Raw genomic sequence first — 13,287 nt, forward strand, 5'->3', positions numbered from 1 at the left:
GGCCCCGGCGACGCCTCAGGCCCCGTCCTCCTCGCCCCGTGCGTGGGGAAGCAGCGGGAACAGCCGGGTGATCAGGGCCACCGGGAGGGCGTCGTCGGGGCGGGCCAGGGGGCGTTGTTCGCGGTCGCGGTAGGGGGCGAGCGCCCGTCGGATCGTCTCCGCGACCCGGCTCATCTCCTCGGGGGTCAGGTAGGCGACGGCGCTGAAGGCTTCGTCGTGGCGCCACTCGGGCGGCGCCGCGTCCCGCTGTGTCAGCCACCGCTGCCAGCTCTCGTCCTCCAGCCCGCGGGCCAGGTCGCCGAACTGGTCCTTGGTGGGGACGTCGGCGGCGGGGGTGGGCCGCCGCAGGCGCCAGGGGCGGGCGCGGCCCCCGCTGCGCGGGGCCTCCTCGAGGTATCCGTGGCGGGCGAGCTGGCGCAGGTGGAAGGAGCACAGGCCGGAGCTGTAGCCCAGCCGGGAGGCGGCTTCGGTCGCCGTGACGGTGCCGACTTCGGCGAGCAGGTCCAGCAGTGCCGCGCGGACCTCGTGCTCGCGCAATCCCTCGCCCGTGCCGCCGGTCCGGCCGTCCGGAGTGGTGAGGTCGTCTTCAGTCACTTTGCAAATTCTGCTACTTTGCAAAGGGCTTGGCAAGCACTGGGTCGGGCTGAAGGTATCGGGCCGCGGTGACCTCCGCGGCCGCTGCGGTATGCGTGTAATAGGGGAGACAGCTATGCCTTTTCGTCGTGAGCGGTCCCGTCCCGTCGACCGGCGGGTCCGTCTGCAGGGCCGCCCCGTCGACTCCTACCCGGCGCTGCCGCCGGAGGCGGAGCGGGGCTCGGTGCGCCGTGTCACGGTGGTCGGCGAGGAGGTCCTCGGCCGCCCGTGCCGGGAGGTGACCGAGTTCGGGACGCCGGAGCTGTCGGCGCTGATCGACGACATGTTCGTGACGATGCACGTGGCCACCGGTGCCGGCCTGGCCGCCAACCAAGTGGGCGTCGACCTGCGGCTGTTCGTCTACGACTGCCCGGACGACGAGGGCGTCCGGCACGTCGGTCACCTCATCAACCCGGTGCTGGAACTGCCCGACCCGGGCAGCCGCCGGCTCATCGACGACTCCGAGGGCTGCCTGTCCGTGCCCGGCGCGACCATGTCGGTCCCCCGTACCGATCGTGCCGTCGTCCGCGGGTTCGACAAGGACGGCAACCCCCACGTCATCGAGGGGACGGGCTACTTCGCCCGGTGCCTGCAGCACGAGACCGACCACCTCATCGGCCACACCTATCTCGACCGGCTCTCCAAGGCGGACCGCAAGGACGCGCTGCGGCAGATGGAGGACCGCCGGGAGGACGTCTTCGCGCGGCGCGCCGAGAAGGCCGCCGCCCTGGGGCGCTGAGGGGCCGCGGTTCCCCGCAGGGGCCCGGTGGCCGGCCGGGTCGTCCGGCCACCGGGCCGGTGCGCTCAGCGCCGTCGCAGCGACGCGTCCTCGACGGCCGGCGGCAGGTAGTAGCTGTCCGCCCGGTTGAGATCGGTGCCGGGCGGGACGATCGCGTCGATCCGGTCCAGGATCTCCGCGTCCAGGGTGACCTGGGAGCCCTCCAGCAGGCTGTCGAGCTGGTCGAGGGTGCGCGGGCCGATGATGACGGAGGTCACCGCCGGGTGGCTGCGCACGAACGCCGTCGCCAGGTGCGGCAGCGGCAGGCCCGCGTCCGCGGCGACCTCGGACAGGGCGGCGACCGCCTCCGCCTTGCGGGCGTTCTCCGGCACCGAGAGGTCGAACTTCCCCGTTTCCATGCCGGCCCGTGAACTGTCCGACAGGGCACGGCCGGAGAGCCAGCCGGCGCTGAGCGGGCCCCAGGTCAGCACGCCCATGCCGTAGCGCTGGGCGGTCGGCAGCACCGCGTTCTCCGCGCCGCGCGCCAGCATCGAGTACGGCGGCTGCTCGGTGCGCGGGCGGACGTGGCCGCGGCGCTCGGCGGCCCAGTGGGCCTCGACGATCTGCTCGGCCGGGAAGGTCGAGGTGCCGATCGCCCGGACCTTGCCGGCCCGCACCAGGTCCGAGAGCGCCGCGAGCGTCTCGTCGATGTCGGTGGTGGGGTCGGGGCGGTGCACCTGGTAGAGGTCGATGTGGTCGGTGCCGAGCCGGCGCAGGCTGTCCTCCACGGCGCGGACGATCCACCGGCGGGAATTGCCGCCGTGGTTGGCGTCCGGGCCCATCGAGTTGAAGAACTTGGTGGCCAGCACGACGTCGTCGCGGCGGCCCTTGAGCGCCTTGCCGACGATCTCCTCGGACTCGCCGGCGGCGTAGACGTCCGCGGTGTCGACGAAGTTGATGCCGGCGTCCAGCGCCCGGTGCACCAGGCGCACGCACTCGTCGTGGTCGGTGTTGCCCCAGCCGCCGAGCATCATCGCGCCCAGTGCGTACTCGCTGACCGAGATGCCGGTGCCGCCGAGGATCCTGCGCTGCATGCGTCACTCCTTGTCCGTCCCCCGGGATACGTCCCTCCAAGGGGTGTGCGGACCACCCTGGTGCCCCGACGGCGGGCGGACCAGGCCCGTCGCAGCCTGGGTCCGGCGGAACCACCCGGCCGGCCGTGCGTCGCATACTGGACGGATGCTGCACGCGGAAATCGAGATCAGCTCCTTCCTCAAGGCGCGCCGCGCCGCGCTCGACCCGGCCGACCTCGGCCTGCCCGGCGGGGTCACCCGCCGGCGGGTGCGCGGACTGCGGCGCGAGGAGGTCGCCCAGCTCGCCGGGATCAGCGTCGACTACTACACCCGGATCGAGCAGGGCCGTGCGCAGGCCATCTCCGAGGCCGTCCTGGACGCCATCGCGCGGGCGCTGCGGCTGTCCGGCGGCGAGGTGAGGTATCTGCACAACGTCGCGGCGCCCCGCCGGCGCACGGCGGACTGCTGCGCGCCGGGCCCCGTCGGCCGGACCGTACGGCCCGAGGTACGCCAGCTCCTGGACGCCATGGACACCACCGTCCCGGCCATGGTCGTCGGCCGCGGCCTGGACATCCTCGCCTTCAACACCCTCGGCGGCCGGGTCTCCTTCGACCTGCGGGAGCTCGCGCCGGACCGCCGCAACAGCGCCCTGCTGGTCTTCCTCCACCCGGCGGCGCGCGCCCTGCACCCGGACTGGGAGGCCAAGGCCGTCGAGGTGGTCGGCAATCTGCGCGCCGACAGCGGCCGGCACCCCGACGACGCGCGGATCTGCGAGGTCGTCAACGAGCTGCTGGCGCACAGCGCGGAGTTCCGGCGGATCTGGGAGACGCAGTCGGTGCGCGAGTGCCTGCGCGGCACCAAGCGCATCCTGCACCCGCAGGTCGGCGAGCTCGAGGTGACCTTCGAGAGCTTCCGGCTGAGCACCGACGAGGACCAGTCGCTGGTGACGTACACGGCCCCGCGGGGGTCGCTGACCGAGCGGCGGCTGCGGGAACTGGCAGCGCGTCCGGCCGCCGCCCCGGAAGGGGCCGAAGCGGCCTCGGCGGGGGCGGCCTGAGCGAGGACGCCCGCCGGCCGCGGCACCGCTAACCGCGCGGAGCCAGCGCCTCCCAGCGCACCGTGACCTCGCCCTGGCGCCGCCGCCGCGGGTCGCCGGCCAGCGGCCAGTCCGCCGCCAGGGCCGCCACGGCGGCGAGCCACCGCTGGCGCGCGCCCAGGGCGCCCAGCGGGGCGGCGCTCGCCCAGGCGCGGTCGAAGTCCCGCAGGAAGGCGTGCACCGGCTCGCCCGGCACATTCCGGTGGATCAGCGCCTTGGGGAGGCGTTCTGCCAGGTCGGAGGGGGCGCCGAGGGAGCCGAGCCGGGTGGCGAAGGTGACCGTGCGGGGCCCTTCGGGGCCCAGCGCCACCCACACGTGCCGCCGCCCGATCTCGTCGCAGGTGCCCTCCACCAGCACTCCGCCGGGAGCCAGCCGGGCGCACAGCCGCCGCCAGACCGCGGCCACCTCGTCCTCGTCGTACTGCCGCAGCACGTTCGCCGCCCGGATCAGCACCGGCGCCCGCCCCCGGGCGCCCGGCAGCGGCACCTCGAAGCCGCCGTGGACGAAGTCCAGCCCCGGCCTCTCGTAGGGCCGGGCGGCCTCGACCCGCGCCGGATCGATCTCGACGCCGACGACCCGGGCGTCCGGCCGGACCGTGCGCAGCCGGCCCAGCAGCTCCACCGCGGTCCAGGGCGCGGCGCCGTAGCCGAGGTCGACCGCGACCGGGTCGGGGCTGCGGCGCAGCTCGGCGCCGTGTTCGGCGGCTATCCAGCGGTCCATGCGGCGCAGCCGGTTGGGGTTGGTGGTCCCGCGGGTGACGTTTCCGACGGGCCGCGCGGGGGCGGGGACCGCTGCTGCGGCGAAGAAGGAGGGCGGCGAGGGACGGCGGACCATGGCTTCGAGAGTATGCGAGAGGACGGAGTGCCCGGCGAACCGCTGTATTCGGCCGCGTTCCATGGTCACGCTTTGGCAAAGTACGCAGACCGGGCGCCGGACGGGAAGGGATGGCCGAGGTCCGTTGTTGCACCGGGGCGGAGGCGTGCCACCCGCCCCGGCCTAGGAGGTAGCCCGACGTGAGCCAATACGTGTCCCGGCTCCGCAGCCGACCCCACGGCCCGTTCCCGGGCCAGGGACGACTGCGTCTGCCCGGCGGGCCCCGCCGGCCCCGCCGCGTGGCGATGCTCAGCGTCCACACCTCGCCGCTGCACCAGCCCGGCACCGGCGACGCCGGCGGCATGAACGTCTACATCGTCGAGCTGGCCAGGAAGCTCGCCTCGATCAACATCGAGGTGGAGATCTTCACCCGCGCCACCACCGGCACCCTCCCGCCCACCGTCGAGCTCGCCCCCGGCGTCCTCGTACGGCACGTCGACGCCGGCCCGTACGAGGGCCTGGCCAAGGAGGACCTCCCCGCCCAGCTGTGCGCCTTCACCCACGGGGTGATGCGGGCCTGGGCCGGCCAGCGCCCCGGCCACTACGACCTGGTCCACTCGCACTACTGGCTCTCCGGCCACGTCGGCTGGCTGGCCGCCGAGCGCTGGGGCGTCCCCCTGGTGCACGCCATGCACACCATGGCCAAGGTCAAGAACGCCGCGCTGGCCGTCGGCGACACCCCGGAGCCGGCCGCCCGGGTCATCGGCGAGACGCAGATCGTCCGGGCCGCGGACCGCCTGATAGCCAACACCGCCGAGGAGGCGGACGAGCTGGTGCGGCACTACGACGCCGAGCGCGGCAGAGTCGCCGTCGTCCATCCCGGCGTCAATCTGGACCGCTTCCGGCCCGACGGCGAGGTCGCCGGCAGCCGGGCCGCCGCCCGCGCCCGCCTGGGCCTGCCCCAGGACGCGGTCATCCCGCTGTTCGCCGGCCGAATACAGCCCCTGAAGGCCCCCGACATCCTGCTGCGCGCGGCCGCCGCACTCCTGGCCGAGGACCCCTCGCTGCGCTCCCGCCTGGTCGTGCCCGTCGTCGGCGGGCCCAGCGGCAGCGGCCTGGCCAAGCCCGAGGGCCTGCAGAAGCTGGCCGCCCGGCTGGGCATCGCGGATCTGGTGCAGTTCCGGCCCCCGGTCGGCCAGGAACAACTCGCCGACTGGTACCGCGCCGCGTCCGTGCTGGTCATGCCCTCCTACAGCGAGTCCTTCGGGCTGGTCGCGATCGAGGCCCAGGCCTGCGGCACCCCGGTCGTCGCGGCCGCGGTCGGCGGCCTGCCGGTGGCCGTACGCGACGGCGTCAGCGGCTTCCTCGTCGCCGGCCACGACCCCGCCGACTACGCCCGCGCCCTGCGCCGTTTCGTCGCCGACCCCGCCCTGGCCACCCGCATGGGCGCCGACGCCGCCGGGCACGCCCAGTCCTTCGGCTGGGACACCGCCGCCGCCGCGACCGGCGAGGTCTACACCGCGGCGATGCAGGAGAGGCGCCGTCACCTACGATCGGCGCATGGCTGACCGCGCACGGCAGGTGCGGGACGCGGCATCGGCGCGGCAAGCACAACAGACGGGACGGGTGCGGCAGGTGGGATCGGTGCAAGAGGCACAACAGGCGCGCGAGGTGATCGAGTCGGCTCTGGCGGACGCCGGTCTCGAATGGGAATCCCCCTCCGACGGCAGCTACGTCGTCAAGCTCCCCGGCACCCGCAAGCTCTCCACGACCTGCTCCCTCATCGTCGGCCGGCACTCGCTGTCCATCAACGCCTTCGTCGTCCGCCACCCCGACGAGAACCACGAGGCCGTGCACCGCTGGCTGCTGGAACGCAACACCCGCCTCTACGGCGTGAGTTACGCGATCGACCGGCTCGGCGACATCTACCTGGTGGGCAAGCTCCCGCTCGCCGCCGTCACCCCCGACGAGCTCGACCGCATCCTCGGCACGGTCCTGGAGAACGCCGACGGCAGCTTCAACACCCTCCTGGAGATGGGCTTCGCCACCGCCATCCGCAAGGAGTACGCCTGGCGGGTCGCCCGCGGCGAGTCCACCCGCAACCTGGAGGCGTTCGCGCATCTGACGCGGGAGAGCACCCCCGAGGCCACTGAGGCAACCGAAGCCTGAGCCTCCCGGGCGGCCCTGTTGCGGAAACGGCAACAAGGTTTGCCCCCCGAGCACCCCCGGGCGCATGGTCGGCGCCAGGAGGTGCTCCACCATGGAAGACCAACTGGAAGACGTACTGGACGTACTGGTCGTCGGGGGCGGCGCCGGCGGGCTGAACGCCGCGCTGATGCTGTCCCGGACCCGCCGCCGGGTGCTGGTGATCGACTCCGGCGACCCGCGCAACGCGCCCGCCCGGGAGGTGCACGGATTCATCTCCCGCGACGGCACACCGCCGGCGGAGCTGCTGGCCGCCGGCCGGGCGGAGGTCGAGCGGTACGGCGGACGGGTCGTGGCGGGCGAGGTGCGCGCCGTACGGCCGGTCCACGACCGCCGCGGCCGCCCCGCCTTCGAGGCCGAACTGGCCGGCCGCACGGTGCTCGCCCGCCGGGTGATCGTGGCGACCGGCCTGCGCGACGAGCTCCCCGACATCCCGGGCCTGCGCGAACGCTGGGCGCGCGAGGTGCTGCACTGCCCCTACTGCCACGGCTGGGAGGTCCGCGATCAGCCGCTGGGCGTGCTCGCGGTGGCCGGCAGCGAGGCGGCGGCGGTGCACCAGGCGCTGCTGGTGCGGCAGTTGTCGCACGACGTGGTCTGCTTCGCCGAGGCGCTGGCCGGCGCCGACCGCGCCCGGCTGACCGCCCGCGGCATACGGATCGTGGACGGCGCGGTCGGCGGCCTGGTGCTCGAGGACGACGCGCTGCGGGGCGTACGGCTGACGGACGGCACCGTCGTGGCGAGGACCGCGCTCTTCGTGCCCACCCGGCCGGTGCCCCGTGACGAGCTGCTCGCCGGCCTGGGCTGCGCACGGGACGAGGAGGGCCGGGTCGTCACCGACCCCAGCGGGCTGACCAGCGTGCCGGGCGTCTGGGCGGCCGGCAACGCGGTCGACGTGCGGGCCCATGTGGTCACCGCGGCCGCGGGCGGCGCCAAGGCGGCCCTCGCGGTCAACATGAGCCTCGTCGAGGAAGACCTGGCCGAACACGAACTGGCGGATCACGAGCGACTGGAGCAGGTGCGATGAGCCACGACGACCACGGCCACCCGAGCCACGACGAACACGGCCACACAAGCCACAGCACCCACGGCGGTCACCACACCCACAACAATGACGACTTCGACTGGGCCGCGATGGCCGACCTGCTGGAACTCGAAGGCGAGACCCACGGCCCCTACGTCCGGCAGGCCCTCGCCGAACTGGCGCACCTGACTCCGCGCCGGATCCTGGACATCGGCAGCGGCCCGGGCGTCGCGGCCTGCCGGATGGCGGCGGTCTTCCCCGGGGCCGAGGTCACCGCGGTGGACGGGGCGCCGGAGCTGCTGGCCCGCGCCGAAAAGCGCGCCGCACGGCTCGGTGTCCGGCTGCGGACCCGGGTGGCCGAGTTCCCGGCGGGGCTGGCCGACCTGGGACCGGCGGACCTGGTGTGGTCCGGGCAGGCCGTCCACCACGTGGGAGACCAGCAGGGCGTACTGAACCAGCTGGCCGGGCTGCTCGAACCGGGCGGCGTACTGGCCGTCGTCGAGGGCGGTCTGCCGCCCCGCTGGCTCCCGCGCGACCTCGGCTTCGGACGGTGCGGGCTGCAGGAACGGCTCGATGTGGCGATGGCGGAACGCTTCGGCCGGATGCGGGCCGAGCTGCCCGGTTCGGTGGCGGTGGTCGAGGACTGGCCCGGCATGCTGCGGGCCGCGGGACTCACCGACGCCCGCAGCCGGACCTTCCTCGTCGACCACCCCGCCCCGCTGGCCGAGGGGCCGCGACGGTTCGTACGAGGGTCCCTGGAGCGGTGCCGCCAGGTGCTCGCCGACCTCCTGGACGCCGAGGACCTGGCGACCCTGGACCGCCTCCTGGACCCGTCCGACCCCGCGGGCGTCGACCACCGCACGGACCTGTTCCTGCTGACGGCCAAGACCGTGCACTTCGGCACGGCGCCGGGGGCCTGAGCACGGCGTGTACGGGGGCGGGCCGACCGGCCGGCCCCCGTACGGCCGGTCGGCCGGCCTCGCGCGGCTTCGCGCTCCGCACCGCGTCCGCCGGCGCCGCACACAGCTGCCGCGCCAGAAACCGCAGCTGCCGTGCGTCCAGCGCCGGATCGCCGATCATCGCCCCGTCCTCGCGGGCGCCCGTCACGCCACCGTCTCGCCCGCCACCGGGGCAACCGGATCCTCCGCACCCGCCCGCTTCGCACCCGCCCCGCGCGGCGAGCGCGCGACCGGTTCCGCCGGTTCCGGCAGGCTGCGCAACAGCAGTCCGTAGCCGAGTGCCGCCACCGTGCCGACGGCCGCGCACCCCGCCCACAGGGCATTCGCGCCGTAGTGGTCGATGACCGTGCCGCCGAGCAGAGGAGCCGTCAGGGAGGCGATGGACCACGACAGGGAGTACATGCCCTGGTAGCGGCCGCGGCCGTGGAGGGGGGAGAGGCGCACCACCAGGCCCATCTGGGTGGGGGAGTTGATGATCTCGCCGAGGGTCCAGACGGCGACGGCGAGCGCGTACATGGCGACCGAGCCCGCCAGCGCGGTCAGTCCGAAGCCGTAGCCGGCCAGCAGCGCCGAGCCGACGAGGAGCATCGCGGGGCTGCGGTGCTCGATGAAGCGCGTCACGGGGATCTGCAGCAGCACGATCAGGACGCCGTTGACCGCGATGACCGTGCCGAAGTCGGCGCTGGAGAAGCCGTTCTGACCCATCGACACCGGCATCGAGACGTACGCCTGCTGGAAGAGCAGCGCCAGCAGCAGGTTGAGGCCCACGACGGTCATGAAGCGGCCGTCGCGCAGCACGGTCAGCATGGAGACGGGAGTGGCGGCGGGAGCGGCGGTGTCCTGGGGGTTCGCCGCCGCGGTGGTGGCGGGGCGGGACTCGGGCAGCTTGACGAAGACGACCACGGCGCAGGCCAGTACGAGCGCCGACTCGCCCAGGAAGAGGGCCAGGTAGCCGTGTTCGGCGATGAGCCCGGCGGCCGTGGAGGAGACCGCGAAGCCGAGGTTGATCGCCCAGTAGTTGAGGGAGAAGGCGCGGACGCGGTCCTCGGGGGCGACGATGTCGGCCATCATCGCCTGGACGGCGGGTCGGGAGGCGTTGGTCGCCATGCCGACCACGGCCGCCACCGCCGCGATGGCGACCGGGTCCTCCATGAAGCCCAGCAGCGCCACCGATGCCGCCGTCGACAGCTGGGCGATCAGCATCGTGGGGCGGCGGCCGAGGCGGTCGGTCAGTACGCCGGCGCCGATGGACGAGACCACGCCGCCGAGTCCGTAGAGCGCGCCGACCAGGCCGGCATAGGAGGCGGAGTAGCCGCGCTCGACGGTCAGGTAGAGCGCCAGGAACGTCGCGACGAACGCGCCCAGGCGGTTGATCAGGGTGCTGGTCCACAGCCACCAGAACTGGCGGGGGAGACCGGAGACGCTCTCCACGACGGCGCGCCTCAGGCCGCTGATGGATGCGGACATGACATTTCCCCCTGGTGGTGCGGCGCACGGTGGTGCGCGGGTGCGTACGAGGCCCGTCCGGCGGATGTGCGTAAGTGGCGCAGGCAGTTTTCACAACCTACTTGCGGGTCGGCTCCCGTCGCCACTCAATTGACGGGAACCGTCAATCCTCGCCGGGAAGCCCAGGTCGTGGACCCGCGCAAGGCCATATCCGGAATTGGATTACGCTCGACGGCATGGCCGACGCACCGTACAAGCTGATCCTCCTCCGCCACGGCGAGAGCGAGTGGAACGCGAAGAACCTGTTCACCGGCTGGGTGGACGTCAACCTCAACGAGAAGGGCGAGAAGGAGGCGGTCCGCGGCGGAGAGCTGCTCAAGGACGCCGGCCTGCTCCCCGACGTAGTGCACACCTCCCTCCAGAAGCGCGCCATCCGCACCGCGCAGCTGGCCCTGGAGTCCGCCGACCGGCACTGGATCCCGGTCCACCGCAGCTGGCGGCTGAACGAGCGCCACTACGGCGCGCTGCAGGGCAAGGACAAGGCGCAGACGCTGGCCGAGTTCGGCGAGGAGCAGTTCATGCTCTGGCGCCGCTCGTACGACACCCCGCCGCCCGCCCTGGAGGACGACTCCGAGTTCTCCCAGAGCGACGACCCGCGCTACGCCGGCATCCCCAGCGAGCTGCGCCCGCGCACGGAGTGCCTCAAGGACGTCGTCACGCGGATGCTGCCCTACTGGTACGACGGCATCGTCCCGGACCTCCTCGCGGGCCGCACGGTGCTGGTCGCCGCCCACGGCAACAGCCTGCGCGCCCTGGTCAAGCACCTCGACGGCATCTCCGACGCGGACATCGCCGGCCTGAACATCCCCACCGGCATCCCGCTCTCCTACGAGCTGGACGCCGACTTCCGCCCGCTCACGCCCGGCGGCACCTACCTCGACCCGGAGGCCGCCAAGGCCGCCATCGAGGCAGTGAAGAACCAGGGCAAGAAGAAGTAGGCCCTTCGCCCCCGGCCCCCGGCGCCGCTGTTCAAGCCCCCTGCCTGCGGTTTTGTCGCAGGCAGGGGGCTTGTCGCTGTGTGCGCCGGCCGCGCGAGGAGGTCCGCGCGGCCGGACTCAGACCTGCGCTCCCGGTACGTGCCGGGGCTCGGCGACCAGCCCGTAGATGACGAGCAGCGACATCACCATCACGAAGATCGACCAGTACGGGAACGTCGACAGGAACATCAGCTGGCCGACCAGGCAGGCGGACGCCAGCACGATGCCGGTGATCCGCGCGGCCCGTGCGCCCAGCAGCACGCCCAGACTGGCCAGGATCTGCGCGACCCCGACGATGATCCACACCCAGCCCCAGGCGGCGAAGTTGAAGACCAGCAGGCGGTTGCCGTGGTTGGCGGTGGTCGCGTAGTAGCCGTGGTCCAGCAGTGCCACGAAGCCGTTGATGACGTCGAACAGGCCGCTGAGCATCAGCAGGATCCCGGCGAACACCACCCAGTGGGAGCGCTCGGCGGGCGGTACGGGCGGGCTGTCCGAAGCGGGGGGATTCGGCTGCATGAATCCCATCTCGCCGGGCGCGGCGCGGCGGCGCAACGGGGGGCGGGCCATTGGGGCGAGAACCGGGGCGTACGGAGGCAGCATGGAAGTGCAGGAACCGTGGGGGGAACCGGGCGCAAGGGCTGCGGGAGGGGACCGGGAGCCCGGCCCGGCACCGTCTGCGAGCGGAAGGATGACTCAGATGCCCAAGTTCATGGACGTCCATCACGGCATGACGGGCCTCACGCCCGAGCAGTTCAACGCGGCACACCAGGCCGACCTCGCCATACAGAGCGAGGAGGGCGTGACCTTCGAGCACGCCTGGGCCGACACCGAATCCGGCGATGTGTTCTGCCTGTCGGACGCGCCCTCGGCAGGTGCCGTGCAGCGCATCCACGAGCGCGCCGGCCATAAAGCGGACGAGATCCATCCGCTGACGCTCAGCCTGTGAACCCGCCGTGCGGCGGGGGCCGCCCGTAGCGGGGATGCTCCCCTGGTCGGAACCCAGGCCCCGCGAACACGGCAACGGCCCCGGCCGGCTGATCGGCCGACCGGGGCCACGGTGCCGCTGTGCCGTGGGCAGCCGGGCCGCTAGCAGCCGCCGCCGCACTGGCACGGTCCGCCCGACTGGCAGCCGCAGCTGCACCCCGGGCCGCACGAGCAGGACATCTGGGCGGGCTGTGGGTGCTCGACGGGGGTGGGGGAGTGCGCAATGGATGCCATGCATTGCCTCCTAGGGGTCGTCTGGTGCCCGGTGGGGCACCCGTCGCCCATTGCAAGCCCGTGCGGCACGGCGCGTCAACGGCGCGTGGAGGCACACGTCAATGGCGCTCGGTCGCTCAAGGGGGCGGACGCACATGGCCGACCCGCCCCCTTCAGGACACCCCGGCTACGCGCCCTCGACCGGCGCCGGCGGGGCGATCTCATCGGCGTGCTCACCGGTCACGAGGTAGACGACGCGCTTGGCGACGGAGACCGCGTGGTCGGCGAAGCGCTCGTAGTAGCGGCCCAGCAGGGTCACGTCCACGGCCGTCTCGATGCCGTGCTTCCAGCGGTCGTCCATCAGGTGCTGGAAGAGCGTGCGGTGCAGCATGTCCATCGCGTCGTCGTCCTGCTCCAGCTGGAGCGCGAGATCGACGTCCTTGGTGATGATGACCTCGGCAGCCTTCGCCATCAGGCGCTGCGCCAGCTGCCCCATCTCCAGGATGGTGGCGTGCAGATCGCGCGGTACGGCCGTCTCCGGGAAGCGCAGCCGGGCCAGCTTGGCCACGTGCTGGGCCAGGTCGCCGGAGCGCTCCAGGTCGGCGCTCATCCGCAGCGAGGTGACGACGATCCGCAGGTCCGTGGCGACCGGCTGCTGCCGCGCCAGCAGGGCGATCGCCCGGGCCTCCAGGTCGCGCTGAAGGTCGTCGACCTTCTCGTCGGCGGCGATGACGTGCTCGGCCAGCTTGAGATCCGCGTCGAGTATCGCCGTGGTGGCGCGCCCGATCGCGGAGCCGACGAGCCGGGCCATCTCGACCAGGCCCTCGCCGATCGAATCCAGCTCCTCGTGGTACGCGTCCCGCATCTGTGACCTTCTCTCGCGTCGAGTGTTGGTGTGGCGTGTGTGGGGGGTGGGACGGGGGCAGGGGTGACCTGCGCCCACGGTCTCACGGTCCTGTCCCGTGCGGCCCGTGTCCCGAAGGGGCGGTGCCCCACGGAGCCGGTGCCCCGCAGTGCCGGTGCTCCGGTGGAGCCCCGGCCCCACGGCCGCTTTGAGCCGATCCGTCACCCGCACCCTCACCCTGCGG

The 13,287-nt window shown here is 73.3% G+C and carries 14 protein-coding genes; 8 read left to right on the plus strand and 6 right to left on the minus strand.

Features of this window, described 5'->3' with window-relative positions; genetic code table 11:
• Positions 1-15 precede the first annotated feature (15 nt).
• Positions 16-594, minus strand: coding sequence for a helix-turn-helix domain-containing protein (locus AC0680_RS16885; RefSeq protein ID WP_478629085.1), 579 nt, complete (start codon positions 592-594; stop codon positions 16-18).
• 115 nt (positions 595-709) lie between these two features.
• Between AC0680_RS16885 and def the strand changes: the two genes are divergently transcribed.
• Complete coding sequence (gene def, locus AC0680_RS16890; RefSeq protein WP_478629087.1) at positions 710-1,372, plus strand: peptide deformylase; 663 nt, start codon at positions 710-712, stop codon at positions 1,370-1,372.
• A 65-nt stretch (positions 1,373-1,437) separates the two neighbouring features.
• On the opposite strand, the gene AC0680_RS16895 is transcribed toward def, so the two are convergent.
• The gene (locus AC0680_RS16895) at positions 1,438-2,445 is read right to left on the minus strand and encodes an aldo/keto reductase (protein WP_478629088.1); all 1,008 of its coding nucleotides are present in this window, start codon (positions 2,443-2,445) and stop codon (positions 1,438-1,440) included.
• A gap of 145 nt (positions 2,446-2,590) precedes the next feature.
• Between AC0680_RS16895 and AC0680_RS16900 the strand changes: the two genes are divergently transcribed.
• Entirely contained in the window at positions 2,591-3,481 is an 891-nt protein-coding gene (locus tag AC0680_RS16900) for a helix-turn-helix transcriptional regulator (protein WP_478629091.1), read from the plus strand.
• 28 nt (positions 3,482-3,509) lie between these two features.
• On the opposite strand, the gene AC0680_RS16905 is transcribed toward AC0680_RS16900, so the two are convergent.
• Positions 3,510-4,355: a class I SAM-dependent methyltransferase gene (locus tag AC0680_RS16905; protein ID WP_478629299.1), complete on the minus strand. Its 846-nt coding sequence runs from the start codon at positions 4,353-4,355 to the stop codon at positions 3,510-3,512.
• A 179-nt stretch (positions 4,356-4,534) separates the two neighbouring features.
• Here AC0680_RS16905 and mshA point away from each other — a divergent pair, with 179 nt between their 5' ends.
• The 4 genes from mshA to AC0680_RS16925 all read left to right on the plus strand — a co-directional run bounded on the left by mshA (position 4,535) and on the right by AC0680_RS16925 (position 8,480).
• A complete protein-coding gene (mshA, locus tag AC0680_RS16910) occupies positions 4,535-5,902 on the plus strand; it encodes a D-inositol-3-phosphate glycosyltransferase (RefSeq protein ID WP_478629094.1) in 1,368 nt (455 codons plus the stop codon).
• The gene (locus AC0680_RS16915) at positions 5,895-6,503 is read left to right on the plus strand and encodes a type III secretion system chaperone family protein (protein WP_478629097.1); all 609 of its coding nucleotides are present in this window, start codon (positions 5,895-5,897) and stop codon (positions 6,501-6,503) included. The genes mshA and AC0680_RS16915 overlap by 8 nt, the downstream gene beginning before the upstream one ends.
• A 91-nt stretch (positions 6,504-6,594) precedes the next feature.
• Entirely contained in the window at positions 6,595-7,563 is a 969-nt protein-coding gene (locus AC0680_RS16920; protein ID WP_478629099.1) for an NAD(P)/FAD-dependent oxidoreductase, read from the plus strand.
• On the plus strand, positions 7,560-8,480 hold the full coding sequence (locus AC0680_RS16925) for a class I SAM-dependent methyltransferase (protein ID WP_478629102.1): 921 nt from the start codon (positions 7,560-7,562) through the stop codon (positions 8,478-8,480). Before AC0680_RS16920 ends, AC0680_RS16925 begins: the two co-directional genes overlap by 4 nt.
• A gap of 183 nt (positions 8,481-8,663) precedes the next feature.
• On the opposite strand, the gene AC0680_RS16930 is transcribed toward AC0680_RS16925, so the two are convergent.
• Complete coding sequence (locus AC0680_RS16930; protein WP_478629104.1) at positions 8,664-9,986, minus strand: MDR family MFS transporter; 1,323 nt, start codon at positions 9,984-9,986, stop codon at positions 8,664-8,666.
• Positions 9,987-10,201: 215 nt separating this feature from the next.
• Here AC0680_RS16930 and AC0680_RS16935 point away from each other — a divergent pair, with 215 nt between their 5' ends.
• Positions 10,202-10,963, plus strand: a complete 762-nt coding sequence (locus AC0680_RS16935; RefSeq protein ID WP_478629105.1) for a phosphoglyceromutase — start codon at positions 10,202-10,204, stop codon at positions 10,961-10,963.
• 117 nt (positions 10,964-11,080) lie between these two features.
• On the opposite strand, the gene AC0680_RS16940 is transcribed toward AC0680_RS16935, so the two are convergent.
• Positions 11,081-11,518 carry a DUF7144 family membrane protein gene (locus tag AC0680_RS16940; protein WP_478629107.1) on the minus strand — a complete coding sequence of 146 codons (438 nt, stop codon included), beginning with the start codon at positions 11,516-11,518 and terminating at the stop codon, positions 11,081-11,083.
• 181 nt (positions 11,519-11,699) lie between these two features.
• Between AC0680_RS16940 and AC0680_RS16945 the strand changes: the two genes are divergently transcribed.
• Positions 11,700-11,948, plus strand: a complete 249-nt coding sequence (locus AC0680_RS16945; protein WP_478629110.1) for an SCO4226 family nickel-binding protein — start codon at positions 11,700-11,702, stop codon at positions 11,946-11,948.
• Between the two features lie 438 nt (positions 11,949-12,386).
• On the opposite strand, the gene phoU is transcribed toward AC0680_RS16945, so the two are convergent.
• Positions 12,387-13,064 carry a phosphate signaling complex protein PhoU gene (gene phoU / locus AC0680_RS16950; protein ID WP_478629112.1) on the minus strand — a complete coding sequence of 226 codons (678 nt, stop codon included), beginning with the start codon at positions 13,062-13,064 and terminating at the stop codon, positions 12,387-12,389.
• Positions 13,065-13,287: the final 223 nt, after the last annotated feature.

This window comes from Streptomyces sp. NPDC043738 (assembly GCF_056436545.1).

Excerpts from the sequence above, each read along its gene's own strand:
- AC0680_RS16935 (WP_478629105.1), top strand. The coding sequence starts at position 10,202 with ATGGCCGACGCACCGTACAAGCTGATCCTCCTCCGCCACGGCGAGAGC.
- phoU (WP_478629112.1), bottom strand. The coding sequence starts at position 13,064 with ATGCGGGACGCGTACCACGAGGAGCTGGATTCGATCGGCGAGGGCCTG.
- AC0680_RS16915 (WP_478629097.1), top strand. The coding sequence starts at position 5,895 with ATGGCTGACCGCGCACGGCAGGTGCGGGACGCGGCATCGGCGCGGCAA.
- def (WP_478629087.1), top strand. The coding sequence starts at position 710 with ATGCCTTTTCGTCGTGAGCGGTCCCGTCCCGTCGACCGGCGGGTCCGT.
- AC0680_RS16930 (WP_478629104.1), bottom strand. The coding sequence starts at position 9,986 with ATGTCCGCATCCATCAGCGGCCTGAGGCGCGCCGTCGTGGAGAGCGTC.
- AC0680_RS16895 (WP_478629088.1), bottom strand. The coding sequence starts at position 2,445 with ATGCAGCGCAGGATCCTCGGCGGCACCGGCATCTCGGTCAGCGAGTAC.
- AC0680_RS16920 (WP_478629099.1), top strand. The coding sequence starts at position 6,595 with ATGGAAGACCAACTGGAAGACGTACTGGACGTACTGGTCGTCGGGGGC.
- AC0680_RS16945 (WP_478629110.1), top strand. The coding sequence starts at position 11,700 with ATGCCCAAGTTCATGGACGTCCATCACGGCATGACGGGCCTCACGCCC.
- AC0680_RS16940 (WP_478629107.1), bottom strand. The coding sequence starts at position 11,518 with ATGCAGCCGAATCCCCCCGCTTCGGACAGCCCGCCCGTACCGCCCGCC.
- AC0680_RS16925 (WP_478629102.1), top strand. The coding sequence starts at position 7,560 with ATGAGCCACGACGACCACGGCCACCCGAGCCACGACGAACACGGCCAC.
- AC0680_RS16900 (WP_478629091.1), top strand. The coding sequence starts at position 2,591 with ATGCTGCACGCGGAAATCGAGATCAGCTCCTTCCTCAAGGCGCGCCGC.
- AC0680_RS16905 (WP_478629299.1), bottom strand. The coding sequence starts at position 4,355 with ATGGTCCGCCGTCCCTCGCCGCCCTCCTTCTTCGCCGCAGCAGCGGTC.